Genomic DNA, 25,105 nt, shown 5'->3' with positions numbered 1-25,105 from the left:
CGCATGGTTCAGTCGGAACGAGAGACTAGGTAGCCTCCAAAGGGTCGTCAAGGTGGCGCGCTCTCACGAGTGCTTGTGTCACACGGTTTTCTGACAACGGCATATAGGTCGCGGTCCGCGTCCAGAGGATACCGGTCTCGATCTCTTTGTCCGGATAAATCTGGCGCAGCATAGCGTGATAGGCGCCCATCTGGCGCAATAAACCTTCGGGGGTCTGATCCTCGGTTTCAGGTACGGTGCGGTTCGTTTTGAAATCCACGGCTATGATCTTGTTGTCCGTCACCACAAGGCGGTCGATAACTCCATGAAGCGGCGAGGCTGGAAATACATCGACCGTCGCGGTTACGGCGACTTCGGCCAAGGCGGTCTTTGCAAAGAAAGGTGACAGTTCCTGCGCATCGAGAACCGCCAGTGCCTCTGCGATCAATTCAACAGCCAACGGGTGTTCGCCAACAAGACGGAGCGCTGCGGTTTGACGTTGTTCGGACGGCACCACAGGCAAGATTTCGAGAAGGAGATGGACCAAAGTTCCCCGCTCTTTCGCGATGTCCGTCAGGTCCCCATCCGCTCCCGGCAGGGCTTTGGCGCCTCCCAGATTGGACGGGCTAAGAACATCCGTGGGCTTTGCGGGTTCCGGTGCGCGGGTGTCGAAAATTTCGGGAAGGGTAATGTCTTCGTCTGCTTCCAGCGCGGGACTGTCAGACACCGGCTGTGGCCACGCCATATGCTCAAGACGGAGACCGTCGCTTGGGCTGTCATCGGCAAAGCCAAAACGATGCGGGTTTGCACCCACAGCCTCCAACGTTGCCTTTACGCGGTCATGCCAGCTTTCAGCGTTCTTGTCGGCGGTCCCGGCCGCTGCCACGACAAGCCAGCGCTCCGCCCGTGTCAGGGCCACGTAAAGCAGCCTGTCCTTTTCTTCTTCCTCGGCCTGCCGCGCCTCGTCCAACGCGGCACGTTGGAACGCCGCCCGTGTTTTGTCAGAACCGCGCCAATGGGCGGACCCGGATGCGCGGACAAATGCTTCCTTTCCGGACTGGGACGCCTTTTTGTGCGTGTCTGGCAAGATCACAATCGGCGCTTCCAGCCCCTTGGCCCCATGGATCGTCATGATCCGAATGCGCGCGCCCGCGCTGTCGACGGTGCGCTTGATCTCGATGTCGTCGGTTTCCATCCAATGCAGGAAGCCCGTGAGGCTTGGAATATCGGTCTGCTCATAAGCCAGTGCTTGATTGAGAAGCGCATCAATCCCGTCTTCCGCTTCTTCCCCCAAGCGCCCGATGAGTTTCTGCCGACCCTTGTGCCGGATCAGAACGCGCTCCAGCAGATCATAGGGCCGCAGGAAATCCACCTGCCCGCGCAGATCGTCCAATATCTCCATGACCAATGGAAAATCGTCTCTACGTCGGCGCAACTCTTCCCAAAGGTGGGGCGACGTGCGCCGATGGGCGAGATCAAAAATCGCCTGTTCGTCGAGGCCAAACAGGGGGGACCGCAAGGCAGATGCCAAAGACAGGCTGTCTTCGGGTGTGGCGAGGAAGGACAGAAGCGCGCGCAGGTCCTTGACCGCGAGTTCGGCCATCACCTTGAGCTTGTCCGCGCCGGCGATTGGCAGGCTGAGCACCTTGCAGGCTTTCAGGATTTCGTGGAACAGCGCACCTCGGCTGCGCACAAGGATCAGGAAATCCCCGGCATGAACAGCCCGCGCCTCTACCTCACCGTTCTTTGCCCCGACGGGAATCGCGATCCTGTTTTCGAGCGTCTGATGTATGAACCGCGCGACCCGTTTGGCCAGAATAACGTTGTGATGCGTGGGGCTGACCCGGTCGACGGGTGTGTCCCATGGCAGTTCCTCCTCGGTGTTTTCGGCGGGTTCGATCAGGGGCCACAAATCGACGCGGCCGGGAACTTGGTCGTGGAACGATATGTGGGTCTGATCTGGCAGAAAACCGGCCTTCTCCCGTCCCTGGAACAGTTGATCCACCAAACGCAGAATCGGCACAGACGACCGGAACGAATAGCTGAGTTGCCCATCCTGAAGCGGTGCATCGGTTGCCCGCATCTGTTCCCGAAACGCGCTGCGCATCGTGTCGAATTCGCGGGGATCGGCGCCTTGGAAGGAATAGATCGACTGTTTCTTGTCACCAACGACAAAGATCGTACGGCGGACATCGTCGCGGGCGCCGTCGCCTGAGGTGAATTCCTGAGCAAGTTTGTTGATCACATCCCATTGCGCCGGGCTGGTGTCCTGCGCTTCATCCACAAGGATATGGTCAATCCCTCCGTCAAGGCGGTAGAGCACCCATTGCGCCTGCTGCCTGTCGGTCAGCAAGGTGCGTGTGCGCGTGATCAGGTCGTCGAAATCAAGCCAACCGCGTGCCTGTTTGGTCTCTTCGTAACGGCGCAGAAAGGCCTCGGCAAAGCGGTGCAGCGTGGCATCCCGATCCACCGCTTCCAGCGCCAGACGCGTCTCGCGCGCGGCTTCGACCCGTTGGTAGAGGTCTTCGAGGCGATTGACGCTGGCGGCCAATGCGCTTTTGCGCAATTTGGCGGACGGCGGCAACGATTTGCGCAGCTCGCCTTTCTGGGTGAACACGACGGCTTCCATCGCCAACAGGGCATCAACACCGCCTGCCTGAACAGTGCCGATGGCATCCGCCAGTCCGTTGTCCATGCCGACGCCCGTGCGAAGATCAGGCACTAAATCGGCCAAAAACGCGGTTTCGTCGCTGGGGAACACCTGTGTGAGACACATGGACAGCGACTCGCTTTCGGATAGACCGTAGCGGTGCAGGAGGTCAGCGCGGGTCAATGCAGGCGTGAACCCGTCACGCTGGCCCACGATAGATTCTGCTAGAACCTGAAGCGGTTCGTTTGACGCGATGCGGGCAATTTCGGCGATCAGAACTGCGTCTGTGCCGCTGGACATCTCGTCAAGGATGGTTTCCCGCAGCAATTGCGCCGCACGGTCGTCGATTTCCTGAAACTGCGGGCTGACGCCAGCCTCCAAAGGAAAGCGCCTCAAGATGGATGCGCAGAACGCGTGGATCGTCTGAATGCGCAGGCCGCCCGGCGTTTCGATGGCGCGGGCAAAGAGCGTCCGCGCGCGGGACAGGAAATCGGGTGACAGTCGTTCGCGGTCTTCGCCCAGTTCCTCAAGCTGTGCACGCAATGACGCGTTGTCCAACATCGCCCATTCGCCCAACCGCTTGAACAGACGGTTCTGCATCTCGCTCGCCGCAGCATTGGTGAAGGTAAGGCAGAGGATATGTTCGGGACGCGTGTCCCCCAGCAGCAGCCGCGCCACGCGGTCCGTGAGAACGCGCGTCTTGCCGGACCCCGCATTGGCGCTGAGCCATGTCGAGGCTGTGGGGTCGGCGGCACGGACCTGTGCCTCGGTCGCCTCGTTGCGGATCATGTCAGGCGCACCTTGGACGCGGGGTCGGACACCGTCCATTCCCCATAGCGCGACAGCTGGTCATAATCCGATCCGAATGCATCCTTGTGCATGCGGTTTCGCGCCGTGTAGCCAGTGTCGGGATGGCGGTAGGCGTCGATCAGCGACCTCAGCATCTCCATGACGCGCTCTGGCGGACAGTCCCCAAGTGGCGCAGGCACTTCCGTGCCGTCGCCGGCCAGCGAGATATAGCGGGCCTCTGCCACAAAGCGGGGGCTGAACGCGTCAAACCCGCCTTCGAGGATCAGGGCCGCCGTCACGAGCAACTGCACATCAAACTGCAGTTGTTGGTCTTTGGTAGGCGCTGTTCCCGTCTTGTAGTCGTAAACAAACGCTTCGGCGCGGTCGTTCAGGTCAATCCGATCGGCTTTGGCGGTGATGCGAAACGGGGGATCGGCGATGTCCATCGCGCCTTTCTTCTCGAACAGGACGGGCGTTGCCACAGCTTGTCGGGCGATTTCGTTTTCAACGAACCAGCGCGCGATCTTCTCGATCCGAACGCGCCACTGAATGCGGTCCGTCGGCCAGGGCACCTCGGCATCGAGGATGCTTTGCGCCATCGACAATAGCGCATTTTCGGTGATTGGTTGCTCAGTTTGGGCTGTATCAGAGACGAATTTCTCAAAAACCTTGTGAATGACGGTGCCTCGGTGCATCGGGTTTGGTGCGTGCTGGATCGGATGAAGCTGATGCAGCCGCAGGATCTTGGATCCGTAGATCGCATAGGGATCGCGGATCAGTTTCTCGATATTGGTGACAGACAATTCGTTTGGCCGCGCGATCACTGGCGGCACTGGTGACGGGCGCGGTGCAGCGGGTGCGAAGATGGGTTGCTCCAGCGCACGTCCCAGCCGCAGCCAGTGACGCCCCCGGCTCTGCATCGCGTCCAGAACGTCGGGTCCACCTGTTTCAGGCAAACCGCGTAGCAGGTTCGTCAGGCGGTTGAGCCAGCGCGACGGGACGGTTTCGGCGTCTTCGGATCGGACTGCCCGGCTCAGCCAAACCTCCTTTGCGCCAACGGCCTGTTGAAAGTCATGTGCCGACAGGCCAATGCGCCGTTCCGGAAGCAGAAGACCCACCTGTTGCCGCATGCGCCGGTTCAGCCACGGATCGGCGGGCGGGGCGTCTGGCCATGACTGTTCGTTCAGCCCGCCAAGGATCACCAGATCAGCGCCCATCACACGGGCCTCAATGGTGCCCCAGATCAGGATTTGCGGATGCGGCGCATCGCGGTCGCGGACCTCTTCCGCACGCAAGAGGCTGTCCACCAGGTCCGCATAGTCGCGCGCAGAGAGTTCCCCTCCGAACCCGGCGTTTTCGATCAACGCGTCAAAGGCTTTGCGGCAGGTCTCACCCGCCTTCCGGTTCCAAAGCTCGGATGCATCATCGCTGCTTGAGCCCGCGCAGATCGCCTCGGTCTGCGCGAGATGATGTGCCACGTGCGTATCCAGATCGTTTTCCGCTGAAACGGCGGGTTGCAGCAGGCAGCGATCCATCCAGGCAAGCCAGTCCTGTGCCGCGTCCGCCCCTTTCCAGGACATCAGTAGCGGCAGGTCCGGGTAAGGGATGCCAGTCTTGCGGATGAACAGTTCCAGTTCCGAGGTCCAGAGCCGATGCTGTCCGCGATCGGCACCCACATGGCACAGCGGGTGTTTCAGGATCGTCAGAAGCGCATCGGCCGTCGGTCCGTTGACCCGAAGCTGGGCAATGTGACGGAGCAACCGACCCGGAGCGGTCAATTGTGCAGGGGTGCCCGCACTGTCATCAGGCAGAATGCCCCAACGGTCCAGAAGAGCGGTCACCCGGCGCGTCAGCATCCGGTCTGGCGTGATCAGGGCAGCAGTTACGCCATCTTCGGCCGCTTGCCGCAACCGCATGGCAATTGCCCGCGCTTCATCGCGGGGAGATTGCGCTTCGAGCAGGGTTAGAGACTGTGTCGCGTCGGACAAGGACGGCAGGTTCGGCCCATCCAGAAGCCACTGATCCGTGACCGGGGCGGGGCGCAGCGCAAGTGACACCAACGCGTTGCGCTCCCGGTTCGGAGGGGGTGTATGTGTCCATGGGACAACATCGCGATGCTCCAACTCCAGCCGTTCCAGCAATCGGGCAAAGCGGAACTGCGGATGGTCTTCTCCCTGCATGGCTTCGGAGTTGCGCACGTTGCTGCGCAACACATCCCAGGTTGATGCAGGCATGTCCCAATCGAACCCCGGAAGGACAACTGCGCCCTGCGGAAGGGACGCGGCGGCTGTCATCAGTTGAAAGGCCGAACCGCGCGATCCGGTCGATCCCGCAATGATGACGGGGTGCTCTGGTGGTGCGATCTGCCACCGCCGCAAGCGGAGGTCCAATGCCATGCGATTGACGGTAGCGGCATCCGGGGTGTCACTGTCTGGATCGAAGTAGCGCGTGACAATATTCAGAAAGCGCTGGGCACGCTCCCAATGGCCAGATTGGTCGGTCACATCGAGGTTTGCGATATCCTCGGGCGTCACGCCTTCGGCCTGCATTTCATCGAGAAGCGCGCCGAGGCTTTGTGCGAGATCGTAAACTGCCGAACGCGGTGCCAAGCTTGGGTCGGCATCAATCAGCTTGCGCACCAGTTCCGCGAGTTCCAGTTGGCGGCGCAGTGTGGGCGTCGGGTGGGGAAGGAGTGCGCGATCCACCGGATCGGTCAGATCGGTGATCAGCCTGATCCTTGGCAGGAACCCCGCGCCCAGACTGTCGAACACTGATTCCACCCGCCGCTGCATGCGTCGTGTGTTCAGGAACAGCTCGACCCGCGCCATGGCGTCTGGCGGGTGATCCGCAAGGCGCGTCTTCAGGCCAAGCGCAAGCTCACGGGCAAAATCGGCCCCAGGAGGCAACGCAAACAGGCGCGGTCTGTCCGTTGGATCAAACATCCGAAGACCTCAGCATGTCTTCGGCAAGAGTGATCCCGTCGGGATGCCCCACATCGCACCAGCGACCGGGATAGGTCACCGCATGCAAGCGGCCTTTTGCTTCCAGTTCCTCCCAGATCGTTCTGAGCGAAAAAACGTTTTCAGATGAGTTAGAGACTATTTTAGCCCGAATGATCTGAACCCCGGAATAAACAGTGTCCGCACCCCAATGGGCAAGACCATCGGACGTGATGTCGAAGTCACCCTTGCCGGAACGTCCAACGGTTTGGGACATGGAGACACACAAGAGCAGCGCGTCCATGTCATCTTTCCACGCGGCGTTGAGCACGTCCAACGGATTGGGCCCGTCCCAGACGGCATCTGTGTTCATCGTGAAAACCACATCGGCCTTCAGCAAGGCCAACGCAGCTTTCAGCCCGCCGCCGGTATCAAGGATGTCAGGAGATTCGACCGAGACCTGAACGTCGGTTCCGACAAAGTGATCGACGATCTGATCCGCCTTGTAGTGAGCGTTCGCAACGACACGCGCCGGGGAGATGGCTTTAACGAAGTCCATCGCGTGGTCGATCAGCGTCTTGCCCGCAACGCGGATCAAAGGTTTGGGTTTGTCCCTGGTCAGCGTTCCCATCCGCGTGCCAAACCCTGCGGCAAAGAGCATTACGGCGTCTGGCATCACTGCGCCCCCGAAGCAAAGCGTTCCGGCGTGGGTTCGGGGAACAGATCAAGGATCAGTAATTCCAGGTCATCGGCGACCGGGGTTGCAAGGCTTGACCGTATGTGACCCCAAACCCTGGGGATCAGCGACAGGTAACCCGGTTTTTGCCGTTCGGTGGCGAGGCGGGCAAAAATGCCGAGAATGCGTAGATTCCGTTGCAAACCCAGAAGGTGAAACATCGGCATCACCGTGCTTTCGGATCGGCCAGATCGGTCGAGGTAATGGCGCAGAGTGGCTGTTTGGCAGGCTATAGAGACATCCCTGCGCGCGTCCTGCAGCATCGATACCAGATCGTAGATCGGGGGTCCGGCTAGGGCATCCTGAAAATCAAGCAGGCCCACGCGACGCAGGTTATCCCGCTCCGGCAGCCAGATCATGTTCTCTGCGTGGTAGTCGCGCAGAACCAGAACCGTTTCATCGGGCACATGCTGGCTAAGTAAGTCCGTCAAGCGTGCGGTGATGGTCTGCGCTGCGGCGTCATTCTTGATGCCAAGACGTGGCAGGTAGTGGGTGAATGCCGGTTCGATCATCTGACCCAGCACGTCAGGCGTTGCGTGCGACATACCTGCTGGCACAGGGCAGGTTTCCAGATGGCACAGAACATCTGTTGCTGCGGCGTACAGGTCGACTTCCAGTTCAGGATGTTCCTGCGCGACCTTCGCGAATTGCGCGTTGCCGAAATCCTCGATCAACATCAGGCCGGGCGCCTTGGCAAAGATGGTTGGAGCGGACAGGCCGAGACTGTTCAATTCGGCAGACAGCTTTGAAAACCGCTCTGTGTCGTCTTGTGGATCGATCATGAGGATCGCGCGATTTGAGCCTTTATAGAGCCTGATATACTGGCGCGAAGACGCATCATCGGCCAATGGTTCCCGGGTCGCTTCGGCCCAGTCCTGAGCGGTCAGAAACGCATCGATGCTCATACCAATGCCTCTGCAACGCGATCCGACCATGCCGGATTGGTCCAGGACAAGGTGATGTCGCGACGGTCGGATGTATCGAGGTTCTCAAGACGCACCGTCAACGCCTCTGGCGGTGCCAGATCGTCAAGCCGATCCGGCCATTCAATCAGGCAGATGGCGTTTTGAAAAGCATCCAGAAGACCCAGTTCGACAATCTGGTCCGGATCACCCAAGCGGTACAGATCGGCGTGCCACAACTCACAATCGGGCAGGTCATAGGCCTGCACAATGGTAAAGGTGGGTGAGGGCACGTCTTCGGGTTCAGCGAGACGCGACAGGATCAGAGCGCGGGCGAAATGACTTTTCCCGGCGCCGATCTTACCTTCCAAAAGGAGCGTATCACCGGCGCGCAAACCGGCACCGAGACGAATGGCAAGTCGCGCGGTTTCATCAGGAGAGGTCGAGGTGAACGCCGCGCTGTGTTGGGTCATGCGGGCATGTTTACCCGGCTTGGTGCGGGCTGCAAGATTGGAAACCGATGCTCAGGCGGAAACGATCTTCAACCCGTCAGGTTCTGGGTGGACACCAAGGTTCTTGGAGCGGTGACAGAAGCGGATCAGCGTTGCGCCATGGCAGATTGGGTCGATCCGGCAGATCACCTCGCGCCCGTCTTTGCTGCGCAATTCACTGTCCCAACTGACGCGTTCCTGAGAGCTGGTCACGAAGTCGCGCAATTCCGGCCAGACCGGGCTTGGATGAAAGGCGGATTTCCACGTTTGGGTTGCCTCGACGATTGTTGTTTCAAGGATGCACGCTTCGGGTTCGACGCTCCACAAGATTGCGTAAGCGGTATTGCAGACGGTCAGCGTGCCTTGCGAGTCAAAGACGGCGACTGCGTCGTCAAACGTGTCAATGACCGACTGCAAGGTGTCCAGTTCTGTACGAAACCCCCGCGTCAAAGACACTTCTGCCGTGATGTCGTTGAACAGGAACGCAATTGCGCCGTCGGGGTATGGCTGGCCGGTGACATCGAAGGTCTGACCGTTGGCCAGCGACCATGTTTCGCGAAACCGGTCGTCACAGGCGGCCGCTACCAGACGGGCCATGCGTTCGCGCCAGTCGTCATAGCTTTTGGGTTCTGGCATGACCCGACAATCCCGCAGCTTGTCAAAGAATTCGAACAGGGCGGGACGACTGCTCAGGAAATCTATCGGTACGCGACTGAGGTCAACCAGCGCCGGGTTGAACAGAACAAGCCGACGGTCACGATCAAAGATCGCGAGGCCCGTCGTGAGATTGGCAAATGTCTTTGACAGTGTCTGGACGAAGTTTTGTTGCGCCGCCTCGGCGCGAACAACGGCATCGACGCCCGTCGCGAAATAGACCTGACCGCCCGTTGTTTTCTGCGTCGTCACTTCAAGCCAACGGTTCTCGCCCGATCCAAGACCCGGAGCCTTGAGGTCAAGCCTTTTCGGGCGTTGGGGATCGTGTTTTGCAACCTCTGCCGTAACGAGGTCACGGAATGCAGAGCCTCCACCATGCGCATGTGCATAGCGGTTGAACGCTTCATTGCCCCACAAAAGGTCCGATTCATCCGTTACCGCCCAGATCGGATCCGGCGCGAGCATCATTGCCGATTGCAGATGCCCGCCCAGAGATTTGCACCGTCGGGTGGTGAACCAGTCATCCCCAGCGTGACCGCTTGGGTAAACAGTGACATGCGTCCGGTCTCCTTGCGTCGCGATGGTGATTTCCATTTCCGACAGATCCGATCTGTGTTCTCCGGGGCGCAGAGCTTGCGGGAGATCCGGTATCATCGGAAGCAAAGCGAGCCTCAAATCGCTCCATACCGGTGCGGTTGGGGGGATCGGAAACAGCGACCAAATCCGGTCATCCGCGTCGATCAGCGTTTCGCCCTGAAAAAGCATGGCAAGGTAGGGTCTGTTTCCAGCATTTGTGTCTGCTTTCCTGCCGCGCAAACTGAAGGCGATCAGGCCAATCGTCATTGCAGCGCAGATCAGACCGATCCCCAACGCAGTCCAAGCAAATGATTCCATTGTCCAACCCCGGTTCCGCCAAACCGGTATTCAATGATGATTTGATTAACAGCGTATTAACCGCAGCGTGCCGAGTTAGATCTTGAAGGACGGATTTTCCCCGATGCCTTTGCCTTTGGGCAGGCTGGGTGGCACGATGGCATTGCGCGGCCAGACGACTTCGACAACTGCGCCCCTGCGCCGCGATGCGCTGTTCACACGATCTGCACCATTGGCAAAGCTCAATTCTGCGCCAGACCGTTGCAACAGGGTTTTGGCAATGAACAGACCCAATCCCATCCCTTCGTATTCGGGTCGCGCCGTGCGGTCGCGTTCCGTGCGACGATTGCGGACAAACGGATCGCCAATCCGGCCCAGCATGTTGGTCGGGTATCCCGGACCGTCATCCATGATCCGCACGGATACGACCTTGTCTGTCCAATGCGCCTCAACCCAGACGGTGGACCTCGCGAAATCGACCGCATTCTGGATGAGGTTGCGCAATCCATGAATGATTTCGGGTCGCCTTAAGGCCAGCGGAGGATCGAAATCTTCCTCGTTCGCGTCTTCCGGTCCGAAAGCTTCGATCAGCACGTCTTTTCCCCGGTTCAGATGCGGCTCTGCCGCCTCTCGGATCACTTCCACCAACGGAGCAGAGCGAATTTGCAGGTCTTCCTTACCTGCCCGCCCCATCGACTGAAGAATGTCGCGGCAGCGGTCGGCCTGTTCGCGGATCAGGCGCGCGTCGTCCTGCAGATCAGGTTGGTCCGCCAATTCTTCGATCAGTTCGGCGCTCGTCAGTTTGATCGTGGCCAAGGGCGTGCCAAGTTCGTGTGCTGCCGCCGCGACGACGCCACCCAGATTGTTGAGCATCTGGGTTCGGCTGAGCGCCATTTGGGTCGCCACAACAGCATCGCCCATGGAATTCATTTCCTCGGTGATCTGTCGCGCATAGAGCGACAGGAAGATCACGGCGATGGTGATTGCCGTCCATTGGCCGAACACGAACACGTCGGCGATGCGCATGATGAAGCCCTGCTCGGTGCGCAACGGCAGGTGAAAGAACACCATGAGCGTCACAAGCGTCAGCGCCGTGGCGCCGATGATGATGGTCGATCGAAGCGTCATGATCGTGGCCGACACGATCACCGGGCCAAGGATCAGAATGGTGAACGGGTTATGCAAACCGCCCGTCAAATAGATCAGAAAACAGAGTTGAAGCAGGTCGAACAGGACCATGAGAAAGTTCTCAGCCTCGTTCAGTCGCTTGTTTTCAGGGAATACAAAGATGGCGATCAGGTTGCCGACAACTGAAACGCCGACCGCCAGGTAACACAATCCGAGCTCGAGCTGCAGGTTGTAGAACGTCTGGGCTACGGTGATTGCAGCGACCTGTCCCACGATGGCACACCAGCGCAGCCAGATCATCGTCCTCAAGCGGATAAAGCTGCCGCGCTGGCGTTCCTGGAAGATCCCGAACTCGGTTTGCGTCATCTGCGCCCTTTCGCCACTTGTGCCGGAGTTCAAAATCCTTACCTCGGCTTTAGCAAAGCATAGGCAAGGCAATTCTGATGAGAAGGGCTTTATTGGTGCAAAAGCGAAGGAGATCACATGGTACGTTTGGCAGCGATTTCGGCAGGTGTGGCGGTTGTCGCGCTTTTGGGTGGGATCTGGTACGCGAGCCAACCCGTTGATGGCGGCGACAAGTATGCTTCTTGCCGAAACACGCAGGTTGCGGGTGGGGCGGACACGATTGGCGGACCGTTCACGTTGGTCAATTCCGCCGGAAAGATGGTAACGGACAAAGATGTGATCACAAAGCCGTCGCTGATCTATTTCGGCTACACGTTCTGTCCGGATGTTTGCCCTCTCGATACGGCCCGAAACGCCGAAGCGATCGATCTTCTGGCCGAGCAGGGGCATGACGTGACCCCGATCTTCATCTCGATTGATCCGAAGCGTGATACGCCCGAAGTCGTTGGTGATTTCGCAGCGAACCTGCATGAAAACATGATCGGACTTACGGGTTCGGAAGAGCAGGTGAAAGCCGCCAGCAAAGCCTATCGCACCTACTTCAGGGCGCAGCCAGGGGATGACGATTACTACCTCGTGGACCATTCGACATTCAGTTACCTCGTCATGCCTGAAGACGGATTCGCCGAGTTCTTCCGCCGTGAATTGACCCCCGAGCAGGTTGCAGAGCGCACCTCTTGCTTCCTTGACGCGGCCAGTTAGAGCGTCATTTGTGCGTTGATGTTGGAAAATTCGCCGTTAATACTGGCGGATAACGCAAACGCTACGGGAGGGAACCACGGTGAGCGAGCGTACCGGTGATGATCTTGGGGAAGACAAGAGCCTGCTTCTCGTAGACGACGACGAGCCGTTTCTGCGCCGTTTGGCCAAGGCGATGGAGAAGCGCGGTTTTGAAGTCGAAACCGCCCAATCGGTCACTGCCGGGTCCGCCATCGCAACCGCGCGGCCGCCGGCTTATGCTGTCGTCGATCTGCGGTTGGAAGATGGTAACGGACTCGACGTGGTTGAGGTCATCCGAGACAAGCGCCCTGACAGCCGCGTGGTGGTTCTCACGGGATATGGTGCGATTGCCACGGCGGTCGCTGCTGTGAAGATTGGTGCAACTGATTACCTGTCCAAACCAGCTGACGCCACCGACATCACGAATGCTTTGCTGGCCAAGGGCGACGATCTTCCACCTCCGCCAGAGAACCCGATGAGCGCGGATCGGGTCCGTTGGGAACATATCCAGCGCGTCTACGAGCTTTGTGATCGCAACGTGTCAGAGACTGCACGGCGGTTGAATATGCACCGTCGGACATTGCAGCGAATCCTTGCGAAACGGTCCCCGCGTTAGGTCAGGTCGTAGCGTTTGCTGACCTTGTCCACCAAATCGCCATTCGCCAGGCGTTGCGCACGGTGGTGCGCGTACGTCTCGAATCCACGGCTTTGATAATAGGCCAAACCGCCTGTGTTGTCGGTCCGGATCGTGGCATTGATCCAGTGATAGCCCAGGTCTTTCGCGGCCTTTCTCGAAGCCTCGAAGAGCTTTGATCCAACCCCGAGGCCGGTTTTCCCCAAGCGCACGAAACTGGCGATATCGCAGGCGTCTGGTGGCAGGTCAGGATAGGGTTCAATGAACTGGAACCCAAGGATTTCGCCCGAAACGTCCTCTGCGACATGCCATGCGGATTGGGTGGGCGCGCGCTGCATCCACTCCAATATGGTATCCCGTGAAACGCGCGAGGTGTGTGCCGTTGTGCCGCCTTTTTCGATGATGGCATCCAAAAGCTCTGCCATCTGCCGCGCGTCGAGTTTGCCTGCATGCCGGATTGTGATCACACCATTCCTCCGATGAGCGCCGCATGCCGCATCGTGAAGTCATTGCGCACCTCGACCGGCGGGCGGAGCACGATGGACAGATCCGCAATCAAATCCAGATCAGGCGCGCCAAAGAACCTGTCCGCTTCTGCGCGTGTGAATCCGGCGATCTGCGTCGCTTCCATCCAGGCGCTGATGCGGTCCGCCTTCTTGATCTGTTTCTTGAGCTTGGCCGGAGTGACCGCAGGCAGGCCAAAGCGAATGTGAATGGCTGATTTCAGCCTGTCATCCAGCGCACCGTAGTCCGGACCCACCGCTGCTTTGACCGGAGAGATCATGTCCCCGATCACGTATTCTGGCGCATCGTGCAAAAGCGCCGTCAGTCGTTCAGCCGCCGAGGCTTTGGGGCAAAGGCGCCCGAACAGGGTTTCCACCAAAAGCGAATGCTCGGCTACGGAATAGGCATAATCCCCAAAGGTCTGCCCGTTCCAGCGCGCCACGAAAGCCAGCCCGTGCGCGATGTCTTCAATTTCGATGTCGACCGGCGTTGGGTCCAGTAGGTCCAGCCGTCGTCCAGACAACATGCGTTGCCACGCGCGTGGGGGATTTGCCATCGTGAGCCTCTTTTTTGATCTTGGGTAGAACGCTGCCTGCAGGTTGTAAACAGCGCCGCATTGCCGGGAGTGCGACCCCGTGCTAACTGCCCTTCCAACCAAGGTTGACATGTGGAGTGCCGGGAATGGCCAAAGATTATATCGTCAAGGACATCGCGCTGGCTGGGTTTGGCCGCAAGGAACTGGACATCGCCGAAACGGAGATGCCGGGTCTGATGGCACTGCGCGAAGAATATGGCGCGGAGAAGCCGCTGACCGGGGCGCGTATTGTCGGATCGCTGCACATGACGATCCAAACGGCGGTGCTGATCGAAACGCTCGTAGCGCTGGGCGCTGATGTGCGCTGGGCGTCGTGCAACATCTTCTCGACACAGGATCACGCAGCAGCGGCGATTGCCGAAGCCGGCGTGCCGGTCTTTGCGATCAAAGGTCAAACGCTGGAAGAGCATTGGGATTACCTCGACAAGTCGTTCATGTTCCCCGAAGGCGCGAACATGATCCTCGACGATGGTGGCGATGCGACGCTCTACGTCTTGCTTGGTGCGCGCGCGGAAGCGGGGGAAGAGATCATTCCCGTGCCGCAGTCCGAGGAAGAAGAGGTGATCAAGAAGCAGATCGCCAAGCGTATGGCGCAAAGCCCCGGTTGGTTCACCAAGACACGCGATGCGATCAAGGGTGTCTCCGAAGAAACGACCACAGGCGTTCATCGCCTTTATGACCTCCACAAGAAGGGGATGCTGCCGTTCCCCGCGATCAACGTGAACGATTCCGTGACCAAGTCGAAGTTCGACAACAAGTACGGCTGCAAGGAATCACTGGTCGATGGCATCCGCCGTGCCACTGACACGATGATGGCGGGCAAGGTCGCCGTTGTCTGTGGATATGGTGACGTGGGCAAAGGCTCTGCAGCGTCGCTGGCAGGAGCCGGTGCCCGTGTTAAAGTGACCGAAGCCGACCCGATCTGTGCGCTTCAGGCCGCGATGGACGGGTTCGAGGTTGTTCTGTTGGAAGACGTGGTCTCGACCGCGGACATCTTCATCACAACCACCGGCAACAAGGACGTGATCCGTATCGAGCATATGCGCGAGATGAAGGACATGGCCATCGTCGGCAACATTGGCCACTTCGACAACGAAATTCAGGTCGCAAGCTTGCGCAACCATAAGTGGACGAACATCAAGGAACAGGTGGACATGATCGAGATGCCCTCGGGCAACCGCATCATCCTGCTCTCCGAAGGCCGTCTGCTGAATCTCGGCAACGCCACAGGCCACCCGTCTTTCGTGATGTCCGCATCCTTCACCAACCAGGTGCTGGCGCAGATCGAACTATGGAAGAATGGCGGCGAATACGAGAACAAGGTCTACATCCTGCCCAAGCATCTCGACGAAAAAGTCGCCCGCCTGCATCTGGGCCGGATCGGTGTGAAACTAACCCAACTTTCGCCCGAACAGGCCGCGTATATCGGCGTCACTCCGGAAGGCCCTTTCAAGCCCGAGCACTACCGGTACTAAGCCAATCGGCAAAAACCAGCTCACTGAATACGAAAGCCCCGGCGTTCACGTCTGGGCCTTTTTCCTTTTTGTGTCAGAGGTGTAGTCGCGATTTCTAGCTATCCAGAAAATCCCATCCTGAAAAGGGCGGTGGTTGGTCGGCTTGCGTCCATTCGGCGCGCGGACAGCAAAGATAAATCGTTCAAAGAGCGTTCATTCTTTGTCCAACATCAGGTCTCGTGCCAAGCTGGTCTCCTTTGCAGAAACCAGCTTGAATCACGCCCACACCGCGGTGCGAATCCTTTTTGTCAACACGGCCCAATCTGGAACATAAACTGAACCAGAGCCGCCATTGCGAAATAGACCGAATAGTCCGAATATCCTGACGACGGACACTCGCGGATCACAAATGGCGCTGCGGGTTCAAGAGACCTTCACGTACTGCGTATGCCAAGAGTTCTGCCAGCGAGCGGACGTTCAGCTTTGCCATGAGGCTGGCGCGGTGGTTCTCCACGGTTTTCACGCTGATCGAAAAAGTTTCCGCAATTTGCTTCGTGGAGTGTCCAGCGCAGATTTGGCTGAGAATCTGTCTTTCGCGCTTTGTCAGGGTCAGTTCAACATCCGCGTTAACGGTGATCGTGCGCGCATCACTTGAAAGAACCGTGCCTCCGCGCAGGATAGTTGGAATGGCCTCTTCGAACTCGGTGATGTCTCCACGCTTCGTAAAGATGCCGTGCACTCCGGCATGAACCATCTCGTTCAGAAGGTTGGCCGACGTAATGCCCGTGAAAATGACAATCCGCGTTCCCGGTGACCATCGCTGAACCTCCGTCACAACCGAAATCCCTTGTGCATGTGGCATTGCAATATCGAGCGTCAGAAGATCAGGTTTGTATTTCTTTGCGGCTACAATCGTGGCCAGACCATCGGTCGCTTCGGCGACAATCTCGATTTCCGACAATGAAGACAGGATCTGCATAAACCCGGCGCGCAGCAGCTTGTGATCATCTGCAACAACTGCGGTATACTTAGGAACTTGCATTTTCACCTACACGCAACTCAAAATTTATCAGCAAGCGTTAAGGAATATGCCAGCGCAATCAAGTATTTCAGCGTTCTGCCTTTGGAATGCAGACACGCGCGATCGTCCCGCGCCCGGCTTCGGAAACTAGTTCAAAATGAAAGCCGTTTTCTTCGCTTAACTGTTGCACGATTGAAAGGCCGAGCCCGGACCCAGGGTATTCTCCAGCCCGCTGAAACGGCTGCATGATGTCCTTCAACTGAGTTTTTTGTATGCCGGTTCCGCTGTCATGGATTTCAATCCTAACCCATTGACCCGCGCTTCGCGCCCCTATGACGATCTTTCCACTGGATGTGTTCTTGATCGCGTTCGAAAGAAGGTTCGTGACAATCCGCATCACGGCAAAAACTGTACCCCGTGACTGCAACGTGCTGGGGACCATCAGCAGTTTCACACCCTTGGCAGCGGCCTCTTCCTGAAACATGCTGTACGCATGATTGAGCACGGTACCGACCTCGAAAGGTTCGTCGTTGACTATTGGCGGAAGTACCGCGTGTGACACCAGCGAGTCCACCGACTGCGCAGTGTCTGCGGGTTGATGCTCGGTGATATTGCGTCGCAACAGTTCGTCTAGATAGTCGAACGCAGCGTCGATGTCTGCGCTTGCCTTCCCCTTCATGTCGCGCATCGTCAACCGCAGAGATGTGAGCGGCTGTTGCATGTCATGCGCTGCTGCAGACAGCGCTTCAGCCATCGCAAGCTTTTCCTTGGTCGCCCGGATTTCTGCGCGCAAGGAGTTCTCCGTATCAATCCTCATACCGCGCACTTGATAAAACAGCGCCAGTGAGAACATGAAGACCTCAAACATCAGCGCATATCGCGTCAGAGAATGCGCAAAGATCAGCAGATGTGTGTCGGAAAGAAATGCTGCGACGAGCAACCAATAGATCGATGCAGTCAAAACCGTGTTGCCCAGCAAGAACAGGACGCTGCCTCTAAGCTTGTGCACATACGCCAATACTCCGGACACGGGTGACAATGTGAATAACAGGGCCGTCACAGGATAGGTGATATTGCCTGGAATGGTTTGGGGAAGAAGCAGATCACCAAGAGCAAAGATTATAGGCAGAATTGATGCTATTGCCAGAAAGGTGCAATATCGAGGCACCGCATTCTCGCCCATCAAATAGGCACGTTGAAAGAACAGAATTCCAACAAGCATCAGATTGAAGAAGATGCTTTCAATAACGATCGTATCTGCAATCAAGGGATATGGGAAAAACAGATAGAGGTGCCCTCCAAGGTCCAAAAGCGAAACCACTACAGACGATACATAAATCGTGTAGGGTATCGTTGCGACGTGTCGAATGGCGACCATGAATACCACTGCGACGCTTGCAAAACCTGATGCGAGTGCCAATTTGACGAACGCGGTAATCGTCTCAAAACGCCTGCGGTTATCGTAGCCATACTCGGTTTCGAAGGTCATCGGAAAGCTGGACGACCCGTTTGAATAGGACACGTAAATCGTTGCGGTTGATTGCGCAGGCAAAGAGAAGGCGACATGCGGGTGAACATCTATTTCACGCCATTCTGAATACTTCAGGTTTTGATAAATGGGGTCTGTCGGTTGTGTTGCGCCATCCATGATAAGATAGACTGTCATTAAGTTGCGGTACGTCGTGTTGCTGGCAAGCACCCAGGTCTGCGCAGTGTCCGTAGGGTTTTTGACGCGCGTTTTAAGATGCACGAGGTTCCAAATCCGGCCGAATCCGATCTCTTGTGAAGTCACAGGTTCGAACTTCCCATCGCGATCCAATGACAAAACATCGTTTAGGGACGTGCCGGTATATTCGATGTCCCGCGGTGCGTAGTCGTCGATGACGTATGCGGTGAATGGGACTGCATCATAAGGCGCATAGTTTGGGTTCAGCACCAGAACCGGCGCCTCTGCCCAAAGCCCGGACGCGCTCCAGATCAGAAGAACACCAGCCCACAACGATATCAGCTGTCCTCGTACGGATGAAGCCTGCAGCAAACGCTGTTCCTTTTCGGCACGTCTTTGGCAGTTTGACAAAGGTTTGCCTCTGGGGAAATGGGGTAAATCACTCATTTCGCTCTGACATACGGCGAAGGCGAAAAAGGTAAATTAGGTGATTTACCCTATAGAAAAGCGCACGACTGTATCGAATACTTTCGTTCAGAAAATCCACCGGTTGCATCTTTAATGAATGTCTGGCTGGCGCGGTTCGTTGAACCGCTCACCAAACTGATCATTAAGACATTGCAACCTTCACCCATAGGCCTGTCACCGCCCTCGAAAGGGCCACACGACTCACGGCAGGCAAACAAGTGCCCTATCCGGCGTTAGCTGCCTTAGATGGCGGCTGTATTTTCTGGTGCGTGATCGCGACGCCTCACGCACCGAGTTAAAGTGAGATAATCATGCCTGCAGGACCCGAGTTTCTAGCGTTTCAAACAAATGCTACCCTTGCTCAAGATCACGTCAGCACTGTCCGGCAGGAGGCAGAAGAGTTTGCCGATGCGATGCAGCCGGCAGCAGCTGCAGCCAAGGGTTATCTCAATTTCAAGCGTATCATTAAACTCTCTGATTCCCTGATCGAAGACGCGCTGCGCAGTCTGGAATTGGCCGAGAAAGCTGGACCCGTTTCCGCCCCAGCCAAATTGTTGAAGGATGCGCTGGAAGCTATTCAACCTCGCGTCGAGGCTTTGAAGGAAAAAACTGAAAACGCCCACCTTCTGAACCAAGTCGCAGAGCTCACTTCCGACGCCTATGACGTTTTGACACGGGATGACGGCGTTCTTGACAAGCTGGCCGCAGCAGACCTGTTCATGGTGAACGTTGTCGCGTCCACGTTTGAAGTTGTGGAAGGCTTCATCGTCGTTGACCAAAATGGGTCCGGTTCGGAATTCGACGATTTGTCCGACCGTCTTGATGCCTATGTCGCGCCGATCAACAGAGCGGCAGATGGCGCGCGGGATGTGTTGGATCTGTTCGACGATTTCGATGGGATCAACGTTGACCTGAACCGTGTGGTTGACCTGCTCCGCGTCGCAGACTTTGGCGAGATTGCAGCCAAGATGGCTGATCTTGTTGATTTCGAGGACGAACTCGCTTTCCTGGCCGACATAATGGACAAAGCCAACTTCGTCCTGCGGCCGTTGGAGCCTTTGCTGGATGCCATCGGAGAGGTCACTGAGCGACTGGAACGCGCTTTTGATTACCTCACCGAGGAATTGGGGCTGGACAGAATTCTTGACGCTCTGGCGGATCAGATCACCTCGCTATTTCCGGATATCAATCTCTTCGATGAATTTCTGGAACAGGCAGCTGCAATCACCGACGGGCTGACGGACTTTATTGACACGGATTTTGGCATCACAGCGTACACCGAGAATGCGATTGATCTGTTTGATCGGTTCGAAGAAAGCTTTCTGGACAACTTTGCCGGACCTGCCTTTCGGATTGGCACCTATGATGACCCTGACACAACAACCGTTGAAGGAAACGACAATGACGGCTCCGGAGGCACCGGGCGGATTGTCGGCACAGGCGCGGCAGAAGTCTTTGATGGCCGCGGGGGTGATGATGACATAAGCGCCAACAGCGGCGATGATATGATCATCGCCAGCGCGGGTCAGGATACCGTTGATGGCGGGGCGGGCACGGACACGCTCGTCTTTTCCGGCAAGAGCGTCGAATACGATATCAGCCGAAGCGAAGACACTGGCGACGGCGTCGTATTCACCTTCACCCACTCCGATGTGGCTCCTGGCAGTCGCGATGATGGGGTTGAAGTTGCAATCAACATCGAATTCTTCGATTTCGAGGACGGGCGCTTTACGGCAGCAGAGCTGGAAACGGCACTCATCGCGCCTTCGGTGATTGACCGCGGTGCACGGGAGCCCGGCGCGCCCGGACCTGATGAAGACGAGCTGATCTTTCTTCAACCCGGCGGCACGCGTCAGGATGTCGTCGTGGATGGAATCACGTTCGAAAACGTCAATGTCGTCTTCGGCTACGGCGGTGATGACCGCATTCAGGGCACAACAGCACCGATAACCGAAACATTTGATCCACCCGGCATCCTTCCCCCTTTCCCAATTGTCGTCCCTCCCAACGACTATATCAACGGCGGTGAGGGGGACGACTTCATCCTGCCCCGTAACGGGGAAGACGTCATCGACGGCGGGCCGGGTTCTGACACGGTTTTCTTTGCAGATCTCGGTCGTCGGGGGTCATTCGACATCGACCTGACAATCGAGGGCCGCAACAACTTTGTGAATACGGAAAACCACTACTTCACGCGGGTCGAAAACTTCATTTTCCACGACCCTGCGAACGTAATAATCCGAACCGATGAGGCGGGCAACATCATCTCCACCGGTGCCGGTGACGATATTCTAAGTGGGTACAGCGGCAACGATAAGCTGTTGTCTGGGGACGGCCGGGATGTCCTTTTTGGCGGACTCGGGATCGACTCGCTTTACGGTGGCGCACAGAACGATGCGCTGATCGTTCTTGACATGTCTGATATGGGCGGAACCGAATACTATGATGGCGGTGAAGGGCGCGATTTTCTGAGCTACGGTCTGTCCGAAGCGCCAATCGACGCTGTATCCCGAGAGAGCCAAAGCACCTTCAGCCAGCGTGCGAAGGACTATCTCAGGCAAGATGGCGTTGCCTTTGGTTCCGTCGTCGTGCGCGCGCTTGAGGGTGAGGTGGATCGACTTGACGAAAGCGGCCAGTTCGTGGCGACCGACATCTTGGTCGATATCGAAATCATTTACGGCAGCGATGGGGCTGACCAGATGTTCGGTGGCGTCGATGCCCGCTTGGGCAGCCTAAACGTCTTTGGTGCTGGTGGCGATGATACCCTGTTTAGCGGCGGCGCAACGGCCGGCGGTGGCTCTGGCAATGACACGGTGGTCGCGACCTTTGGAGCCTTTCGGGTGCCCGGCGGCACATCGCTTTATGGCGATGCAGGAGACGACACGCTGGACCTGACACAAGTAGGTGACGTGCGTTGGTCGCTCCAGACGTCAAGCAGCGGCAACCAGTCGGTTTACGCTTTAGAGGGTGGCTTTACAGGAGACCTGTCTGGCACCGTTGGAAACCAGCCTGAGTTGGTGGATGTGTTCGGGGTGTCGGATTTTGAAACGATCCTCGGTGGCGATAGAGATGACTACTTTGGGCATTCGAGTTCCGGCAATGTCCTGCTGTCGGGTGGCGCTGGCGACGATATCTTTTTTGTCGCGCGCCCAAGTTCGGGGAATGGAGTCGTCCGCATTGATGGCGGCACCGGCAATGACACGATCACTTTTGAACGCAAAGTCGGCGATGCGGATGGCGGTACCGGTAACGACCGTTTCAGTTTCAACAATTTCGGTCAAAACCTTGCAACCGACACAACCGCCAACGGAGGGGCCGACAACGATCACTTCACAATTATCGACTACGGCGCAAATGTCGAAGGGGGCGCAGGTTTTGACACCCTGTTTCTTGCCCCCACCGATGGCGGAGTTTCGGTTGATGCCGCTTCTGGTCGGGTGACCTCTGACTCAGGCCGCATCAGCATGAGTATTGGCGGTATCGAGCAGATCATCACAACAAGTGAATCTGACACCGTACTTGGGTCTGACAACGACGACCTGATCGTTCTGGATGGCGGTGATGACCGGGCGGAAGGGCGCGATGGAAACGACCAGATTTTTGGCGGCGACGGGAACGACACGCTAGAAGGGGATGAAGGCGACGACGTTCTGGTGGGCGGTGCCGGGCAGAACACCCTGAACGGAGGGGACGGGACAGACGCCGCATCCTACGCGATTGCCATGCCCATCGGACCAGATGCCATGCTCGAAGCGACCCTGTTTGAAGGGATTGCTGCGAACCTGGATACGGGACAGGCCACCCGTGGTGGGCAGACCGACACACTGATTTCCATCGAGGACCTCTATGGCACGATCCTAGGGGATACCTTGGTTGGTGATGACCAGAACAACTTGCTTTTTGGCGGTGGGGGCAGCGACACAATCGACGGCGGTGGTGGCGACGATATTCTGATGACTGGAGGCGGCAGCCTTTCCGACGCGGCCGACCAATTGAACGGCGGGGGTGGAGACGATGTCTTCATCCTTGGCACCGGCACGTTTGACGTGGATGGCGGTTCAGGCCGCGACAGGTTGGATTTCTCTGCTGTCACAGACACAGCTGATGGGGGAGGCCGGACCGTGTCGCTCATCATCGATTTGCGCAATGACCTGATCACACGCGAGCTTGAAGTCGGAACTCTGGTTTGGGCGGACGACGGATCACAATCAGCGCGGATTTTTGATGGTCAGAGCATTCGTCCCGAAGACGTACTGCGCTCTGACCCGAACTATGCCAGGGCGGCCAGTGATTTGGCTCTGCGCCTGCCAAGTGGCGAAGAAGAAAGCTCGGATATTCCTAGTTTTGCCATTCGGGTCCAGTCCCAGACGATCGCACGCGAGTCCGAGGACAGCACGGTGAGAAACGTCGAAGACGTGATCGGCACAGCTGCAAATGATTTCATCACCGGTAACGATGCCGATAACAGCTTCTGGGGTGGCGACGGCAATGATGTCCTGCGCGGGCGCGAGGGCGATGACAGTCTGGATGGCGGAGCAGGCCGGGATGCCGCATATTTCTCCGGGGATCAGGCGCGGTACACCCTGACCATCTCTCCAGACGGCCCTGTTGTTACGGACCGCAGCGGCGAGAACGGGTCCGACACGCTGACATCAATCGAACTGCTGGATTTCGAGATCGACCGATACGACGGTCTCTTTGACCTTGAGATGTTTGGTGGCTTGGCCAGTCTCGCATCGGACGCGCTTGAAAGCTTTATTGAGCTCTATATCGCGTATTTCAACCGCGCGCCGGATGCGGTGGGGCTTGGTTTCTGGGGAACAGCCTTTGCCAATGGCGTGACGTTGGAAGAGTCTGCTGCGCTGTTTATCGATCAGGACGAAACACGCGCCACCTACCCGGAAAGCCTTTCGAACACAGATTTTGCCACGGCAGTTTACAATAACGTGCTCGGACGAGTTCCGGATGAGGATGGCTTCAACTTTTGGGTTGATGTCCTGAATGATGGCTCCGTCGGGCGGGATCAGTTCATTTTGGCAGTCTTGCGTGGCGCCAAAGCCGAACCGCCTGACGGTGCCAGCCCGGACTTCATTGATCAGCAACTCGCGGACCGTGCCTATCTTGCGAACAAAACCGACATTGGAGCATATTTCGCGGTCACCCGAGGCATGTCAGACGTCGACAACGCCTCGGCCGCGATGGCACTTTTTGACGGCAGCGAGGCCAGCATCGAGCAAACCGTTGCGGCAATTGACGGCTACTTCGTAGATGCGCTCGATGCGGATACAGGCGAATTCCTGATGCCCCTTGTAGGGGTCATTGACGATCCCTTTGCTTAGAGCGAACTGAGCAAGTGGTTTTGTCGGTTGTTGGTGTGAGGCTGAGTTTGTCGGTAGAGGCGCGGCTCACGCTGTCAATTCGGTACTTTTCGGCTGACGTGAGGTCGTGTTGACAAAGGGATTCACACCGCGGGATGGGCGTGATTCAAGCTGGTATCTGCAAAGGAGACCAGCTTGGCACGAGACCTGATGTTGGACGAACAATAAACGCTCTTTGAACGATTTATCATTGCTGTCCGCGCGCCGAATGGACGCAAGCCTACCAACCACGGCCCTGGTCTGGATGGGATTTTCTGGATAGCTGGATCAGGAGTTCCGTCGCGCGACTGCATCTCGACCGGATTGGGGTGAAGCTGACACGGCTGTCCTCGGAACAGGCCGCCTATATCGGCGTCACCCCGGACGGCTCGTTCAAGCTGGAGCACTATCGGTACTAAGCCAATCGGCAAAAACCAGCTCACTGAGTACGAAAGGCCCGGCGTTCACGTCTGGGCCTTTTTCCATTTTGTGTCAGAGGTGTAGTCTGCCAAGTCGCGATCAGTCGACCTCAGTTTGGTTTTTGAGAATTCCGCCAGCGACAAAAGACTTTTGAGGAATCGCACCGACGTGGTTTTATTGCGCCATTCAAGCCTGAGCATTTTCGGTTCGAGGTTGAGATGGGCAATTACCGCGACCATCCGGCAATCAAGGAAATCCGAAACGCCAACTTTCCAAGGTTCAAACCAGAACTATGGTGTTCGGAATTCGTCGAAATCTGTCATGCCTTGCCTGTGCGATTGCCGGGCGGAGGTGTGAAAAAGGTCGCCATCACACGCTACAAGTCAGGCACGGGAGGCGGTGCTTACAAACGGGCGGGTACGCTTAGAAGCCAACTGCAAAAGAACTCCGAAGTTCAAAAAGATAAGAACGCAAAGAATTGGCTGGATGTTTCGAAACATCGGATCAGGATGGCGTTTTGTGGACATGCCACTCTCGAAGAAATCTCGCTTCTTTGCGAGCTTTCACTGAAGGCGGGTCTTGTCTCGGTAGATCGTCTTCAGATGTTGGATGTCACTGAGAACTGACCCAGCAACGATCAACATTGTCACTGAGAATTGACCCATGTGGAACCCTCCCCCTGACGGGATTTGTCGGGGGTCATTGGAGTGATCGACATGG

Annotated in this window: 17 protein-coding genes and 4 pseudogenes; 9 read left to right on the top strand and 12 right to left on the bottom strand. The window is 57.3% G+C overall.

The window, feature by feature from the left end:
* Positions 1–25 precede the first annotated feature (25 nt).
* From addA to regB, 7 genes are all read right to left on the bottom strand, one after another.
* Positions 26–3,418, bottom strand: a complete 3,393-nt coding sequence (addA, locus tag JJ869_RS08045) for a double-strand break repair helicase AddA (RefSeq protein ID WP_292265937.1) — start codon at positions 3,416–3,418, stop codon at positions 26–28.
* Positions 3,415–6,360, bottom strand: coding sequence for a double-strand break repair protein AddB (addB, locus tag JJ869_RS08040; protein ID WP_292265935.1), 2,946 nt, complete (start codon positions 6,358–6,360; stop codon positions 3,415–3,417). Before addB ends, addA begins: the two co-directional genes overlap by 4 nt.
* Positions 6,353–7,033, bottom strand: a complete 681-nt coding sequence (locus JJ869_RS08035; RefSeq protein WP_292265932.1) for a nucleotidyltransferase family protein — start codon at positions 7,031–7,033, stop codon at positions 6,353–6,355. The genes addB and JJ869_RS08035 overlap by 8 nt, the downstream gene beginning before the upstream one ends.
* Positions 7,033–7,998, bottom strand: coding sequence for a phosphotransferase (locus JJ869_RS08030; protein ID WP_292265929.1), 966 nt, complete (start codon positions 7,996–7,998; stop codon positions 7,033–7,035). Before JJ869_RS08030 ends, JJ869_RS08035 begins: the two co-directional genes overlap by 1 nt.
* Entirely contained in the window at positions 7,995–8,468 is a 474-nt protein-coding gene (tsaE, locus tag JJ869_RS08025) for a tRNA (adenosine(37)-N6)-threonylcarbamoyltransferase complex ATPase subunit type 1 TsaE (protein ID WP_292265927.1), read from the bottom strand. The genes JJ869_RS08030 and tsaE overlap by 4 nt, the downstream gene beginning before the upstream one ends.
* Before the next feature lie 51 nt (positions 8,469–8,519).
* On the bottom strand, positions 8,520–10,034 hold the full coding sequence (locus JJ869_RS08020; RefSeq protein ID WP_292265926.1) for a PAS-domain containing protein: 1,515 nt from the start codon (positions 10,032–10,034) through the stop codon (positions 8,520–8,522).
* 75 nt (positions 10,035–10,109) lie between these two features.
* Positions 10,110–11,507, bottom strand: a complete 1,398-nt coding sequence (gene regB / locus JJ869_RS08015) for a sensor histidine kinase RegB (RefSeq protein ID WP_292265925.1) — start codon at positions 11,505–11,507, stop codon at positions 10,110–10,112.
* A gap of 117 nt (positions 11,508–11,624) precedes the next feature.
* Here regB and JJ869_RS08010 point away from each other — a divergent pair, with 117 nt between their 5' ends.
* A complete protein-coding gene (locus tag JJ869_RS08010) occupies positions 11,625–12,248 on the top strand; it encodes an SCO family protein (protein ID WP_292265922.1) in 624 nt (207 codons plus the stop codon).
* 79 nt (positions 12,249–12,327) lie between these two features.
* Positions 12,328–12,882, top strand: a complete 555-nt coding sequence (locus JJ869_RS08005; RefSeq protein ID WP_292265920.1) for an ActR/PrrA/RegA family redox response regulator transcription factor — start codon at positions 12,328–12,330, stop codon at positions 12,880–12,882.
* Here JJ869_RS08005 and JJ869_RS08000 read toward each other — a convergent pair.
* Positions 12,879–13,367: a GNAT family N-acetyltransferase gene (locus JJ869_RS08000; RefSeq protein WP_292265918.1), complete on the bottom strand. Its 489-nt coding sequence runs from the start codon at positions 13,365–13,367 to the stop codon at positions 12,879–12,881. The two genes, JJ869_RS08005 and JJ869_RS08000, sit on opposite strands and share 4 nt — an antisense overlap.
* On the bottom strand, positions 13,364–13,960 hold the full coding sequence (locus tag JJ869_RS07995) for an HD family hydrolase (RefSeq protein ID WP_292265916.1): 597 nt from the start codon (positions 13,958–13,960) through the stop codon (positions 13,364–13,366). The genes JJ869_RS08000 and JJ869_RS07995 overlap by 4 nt, the downstream gene beginning before the upstream one ends.
* 125 nt (positions 13,961–14,085) lie before the next feature.
* Between JJ869_RS07995 and ahcY the strand changes: the two genes are divergently transcribed.
* A complete protein-coding gene (gene ahcY, locus JJ869_RS07990) occupies positions 14,086–15,474 on the top strand; it encodes an adenosylhomocysteinase (protein ID WP_292265913.1) in 1,389 nt (462 codons plus the stop codon).
* A gap of 93 nt (positions 15,475–15,567) precedes the next feature.
* Here the strand turns inward: ahcY and JJ869_RS07985 are convergent.
* From JJ869_RS07985 to JJ869_RS07975, 3 genes and pseudogenes are all read right to left on the bottom strand, one after another.
* Positions 15,568–15,684, bottom strand: a pseudogene (locus tag JJ869_RS07985) (IS5/IS1182 family transposase); the annotation flags it as partial.
* Between the two features lie 172 nt (positions 15,685–15,856).
* Positions 15,857–16,495, bottom strand: coding sequence for a response regulator transcription factor (locus JJ869_RS07980; protein WP_292265911.1), 639 nt, complete (start codon positions 16,493–16,495; stop codon positions 15,857–15,859).
* Between the two features lie 67 nt (positions 16,496–16,562).
* Complete coding sequence (locus JJ869_RS07975; RefSeq protein ID WP_292265909.1) at positions 16,563–18,587, bottom strand: ATP-binding protein; 2,025 nt, start codon at positions 18,585–18,587, stop codon at positions 16,563–16,565.
* Positions 18,588–18,919: 332 nt separating this feature from the next.
* On the opposite strand from JJ869_RS07975, the pseudogene JJ869_RS23155 reads away from it, so the two are divergent.
* The 6 genes and pseudogenes from JJ869_RS23155 to JJ869_RS07955 all read left to right on the top strand — a co-directional run.
* A pseudogene (locus tag JJ869_RS23155) lies at positions 18,920–20,161 on the top strand (hypothetical protein); the annotation flags it as partial.
* A 35-nt stretch (positions 20,162–20,196) separates the two neighbouring features.
* Positions 20,197–20,283, top strand: coding sequence for a hypothetical protein (locus JJ869_RS23150; protein ID WP_366510425.1), 87 nt, complete (start codon positions 20,197–20,199; stop codon positions 20,281–20,283).
* Entirely contained in the window at positions 20,261–23,947 is a 3,687-nt protein-coding gene (locus JJ869_RS07970) for a DUF4214 domain-containing protein (RefSeq protein WP_366510424.1), read from the top strand. The genes JJ869_RS23150 and JJ869_RS07970 overlap by 23 nt, the downstream gene beginning before the upstream one ends.
* A gap of 189 nt (positions 23,948–24,136) precedes the next feature.
* A pseudogene (locus tag JJ869_RS07965) lies at positions 24,137–24,274 on the top strand (IS5/IS1182 family transposase); the annotation flags it as partial.
* Positions 24,265–24,384 (top strand): annotated as a pseudogene (locus tag JJ869_RS07960) (adenosylhomocysteinase); the annotation flags it as partial. The pseudogenes JJ869_RS07965 and JJ869_RS07960, both read left to right, overlap by 10 nt.
* Before the next feature lie 219 nt (positions 24,385–24,603).
* A complete protein-coding gene (locus JJ869_RS07955; RefSeq protein ID WP_292265907.1) occupies positions 24,604–25,011 on the top strand; it encodes a hypothetical protein in 408 nt (135 codons plus the stop codon).
* The last annotated feature ends 94 nt before the right edge of the window (positions 25,012–25,105 follow it).

It is taken from the genome of Marivita sp., from assembly GCF_017643905.1.
In the GTDB taxonomy this organism is placed as follows: domain Bacteria; phylum Pseudomonadota; class Alphaproteobacteria; order Rhodobacterales; family Rhodobacteraceae; genus Marivita.
Note: the sequence above shows the minus strand (reverse complement) of the source record. Positions and strands in the feature narration are given on the sequence as shown.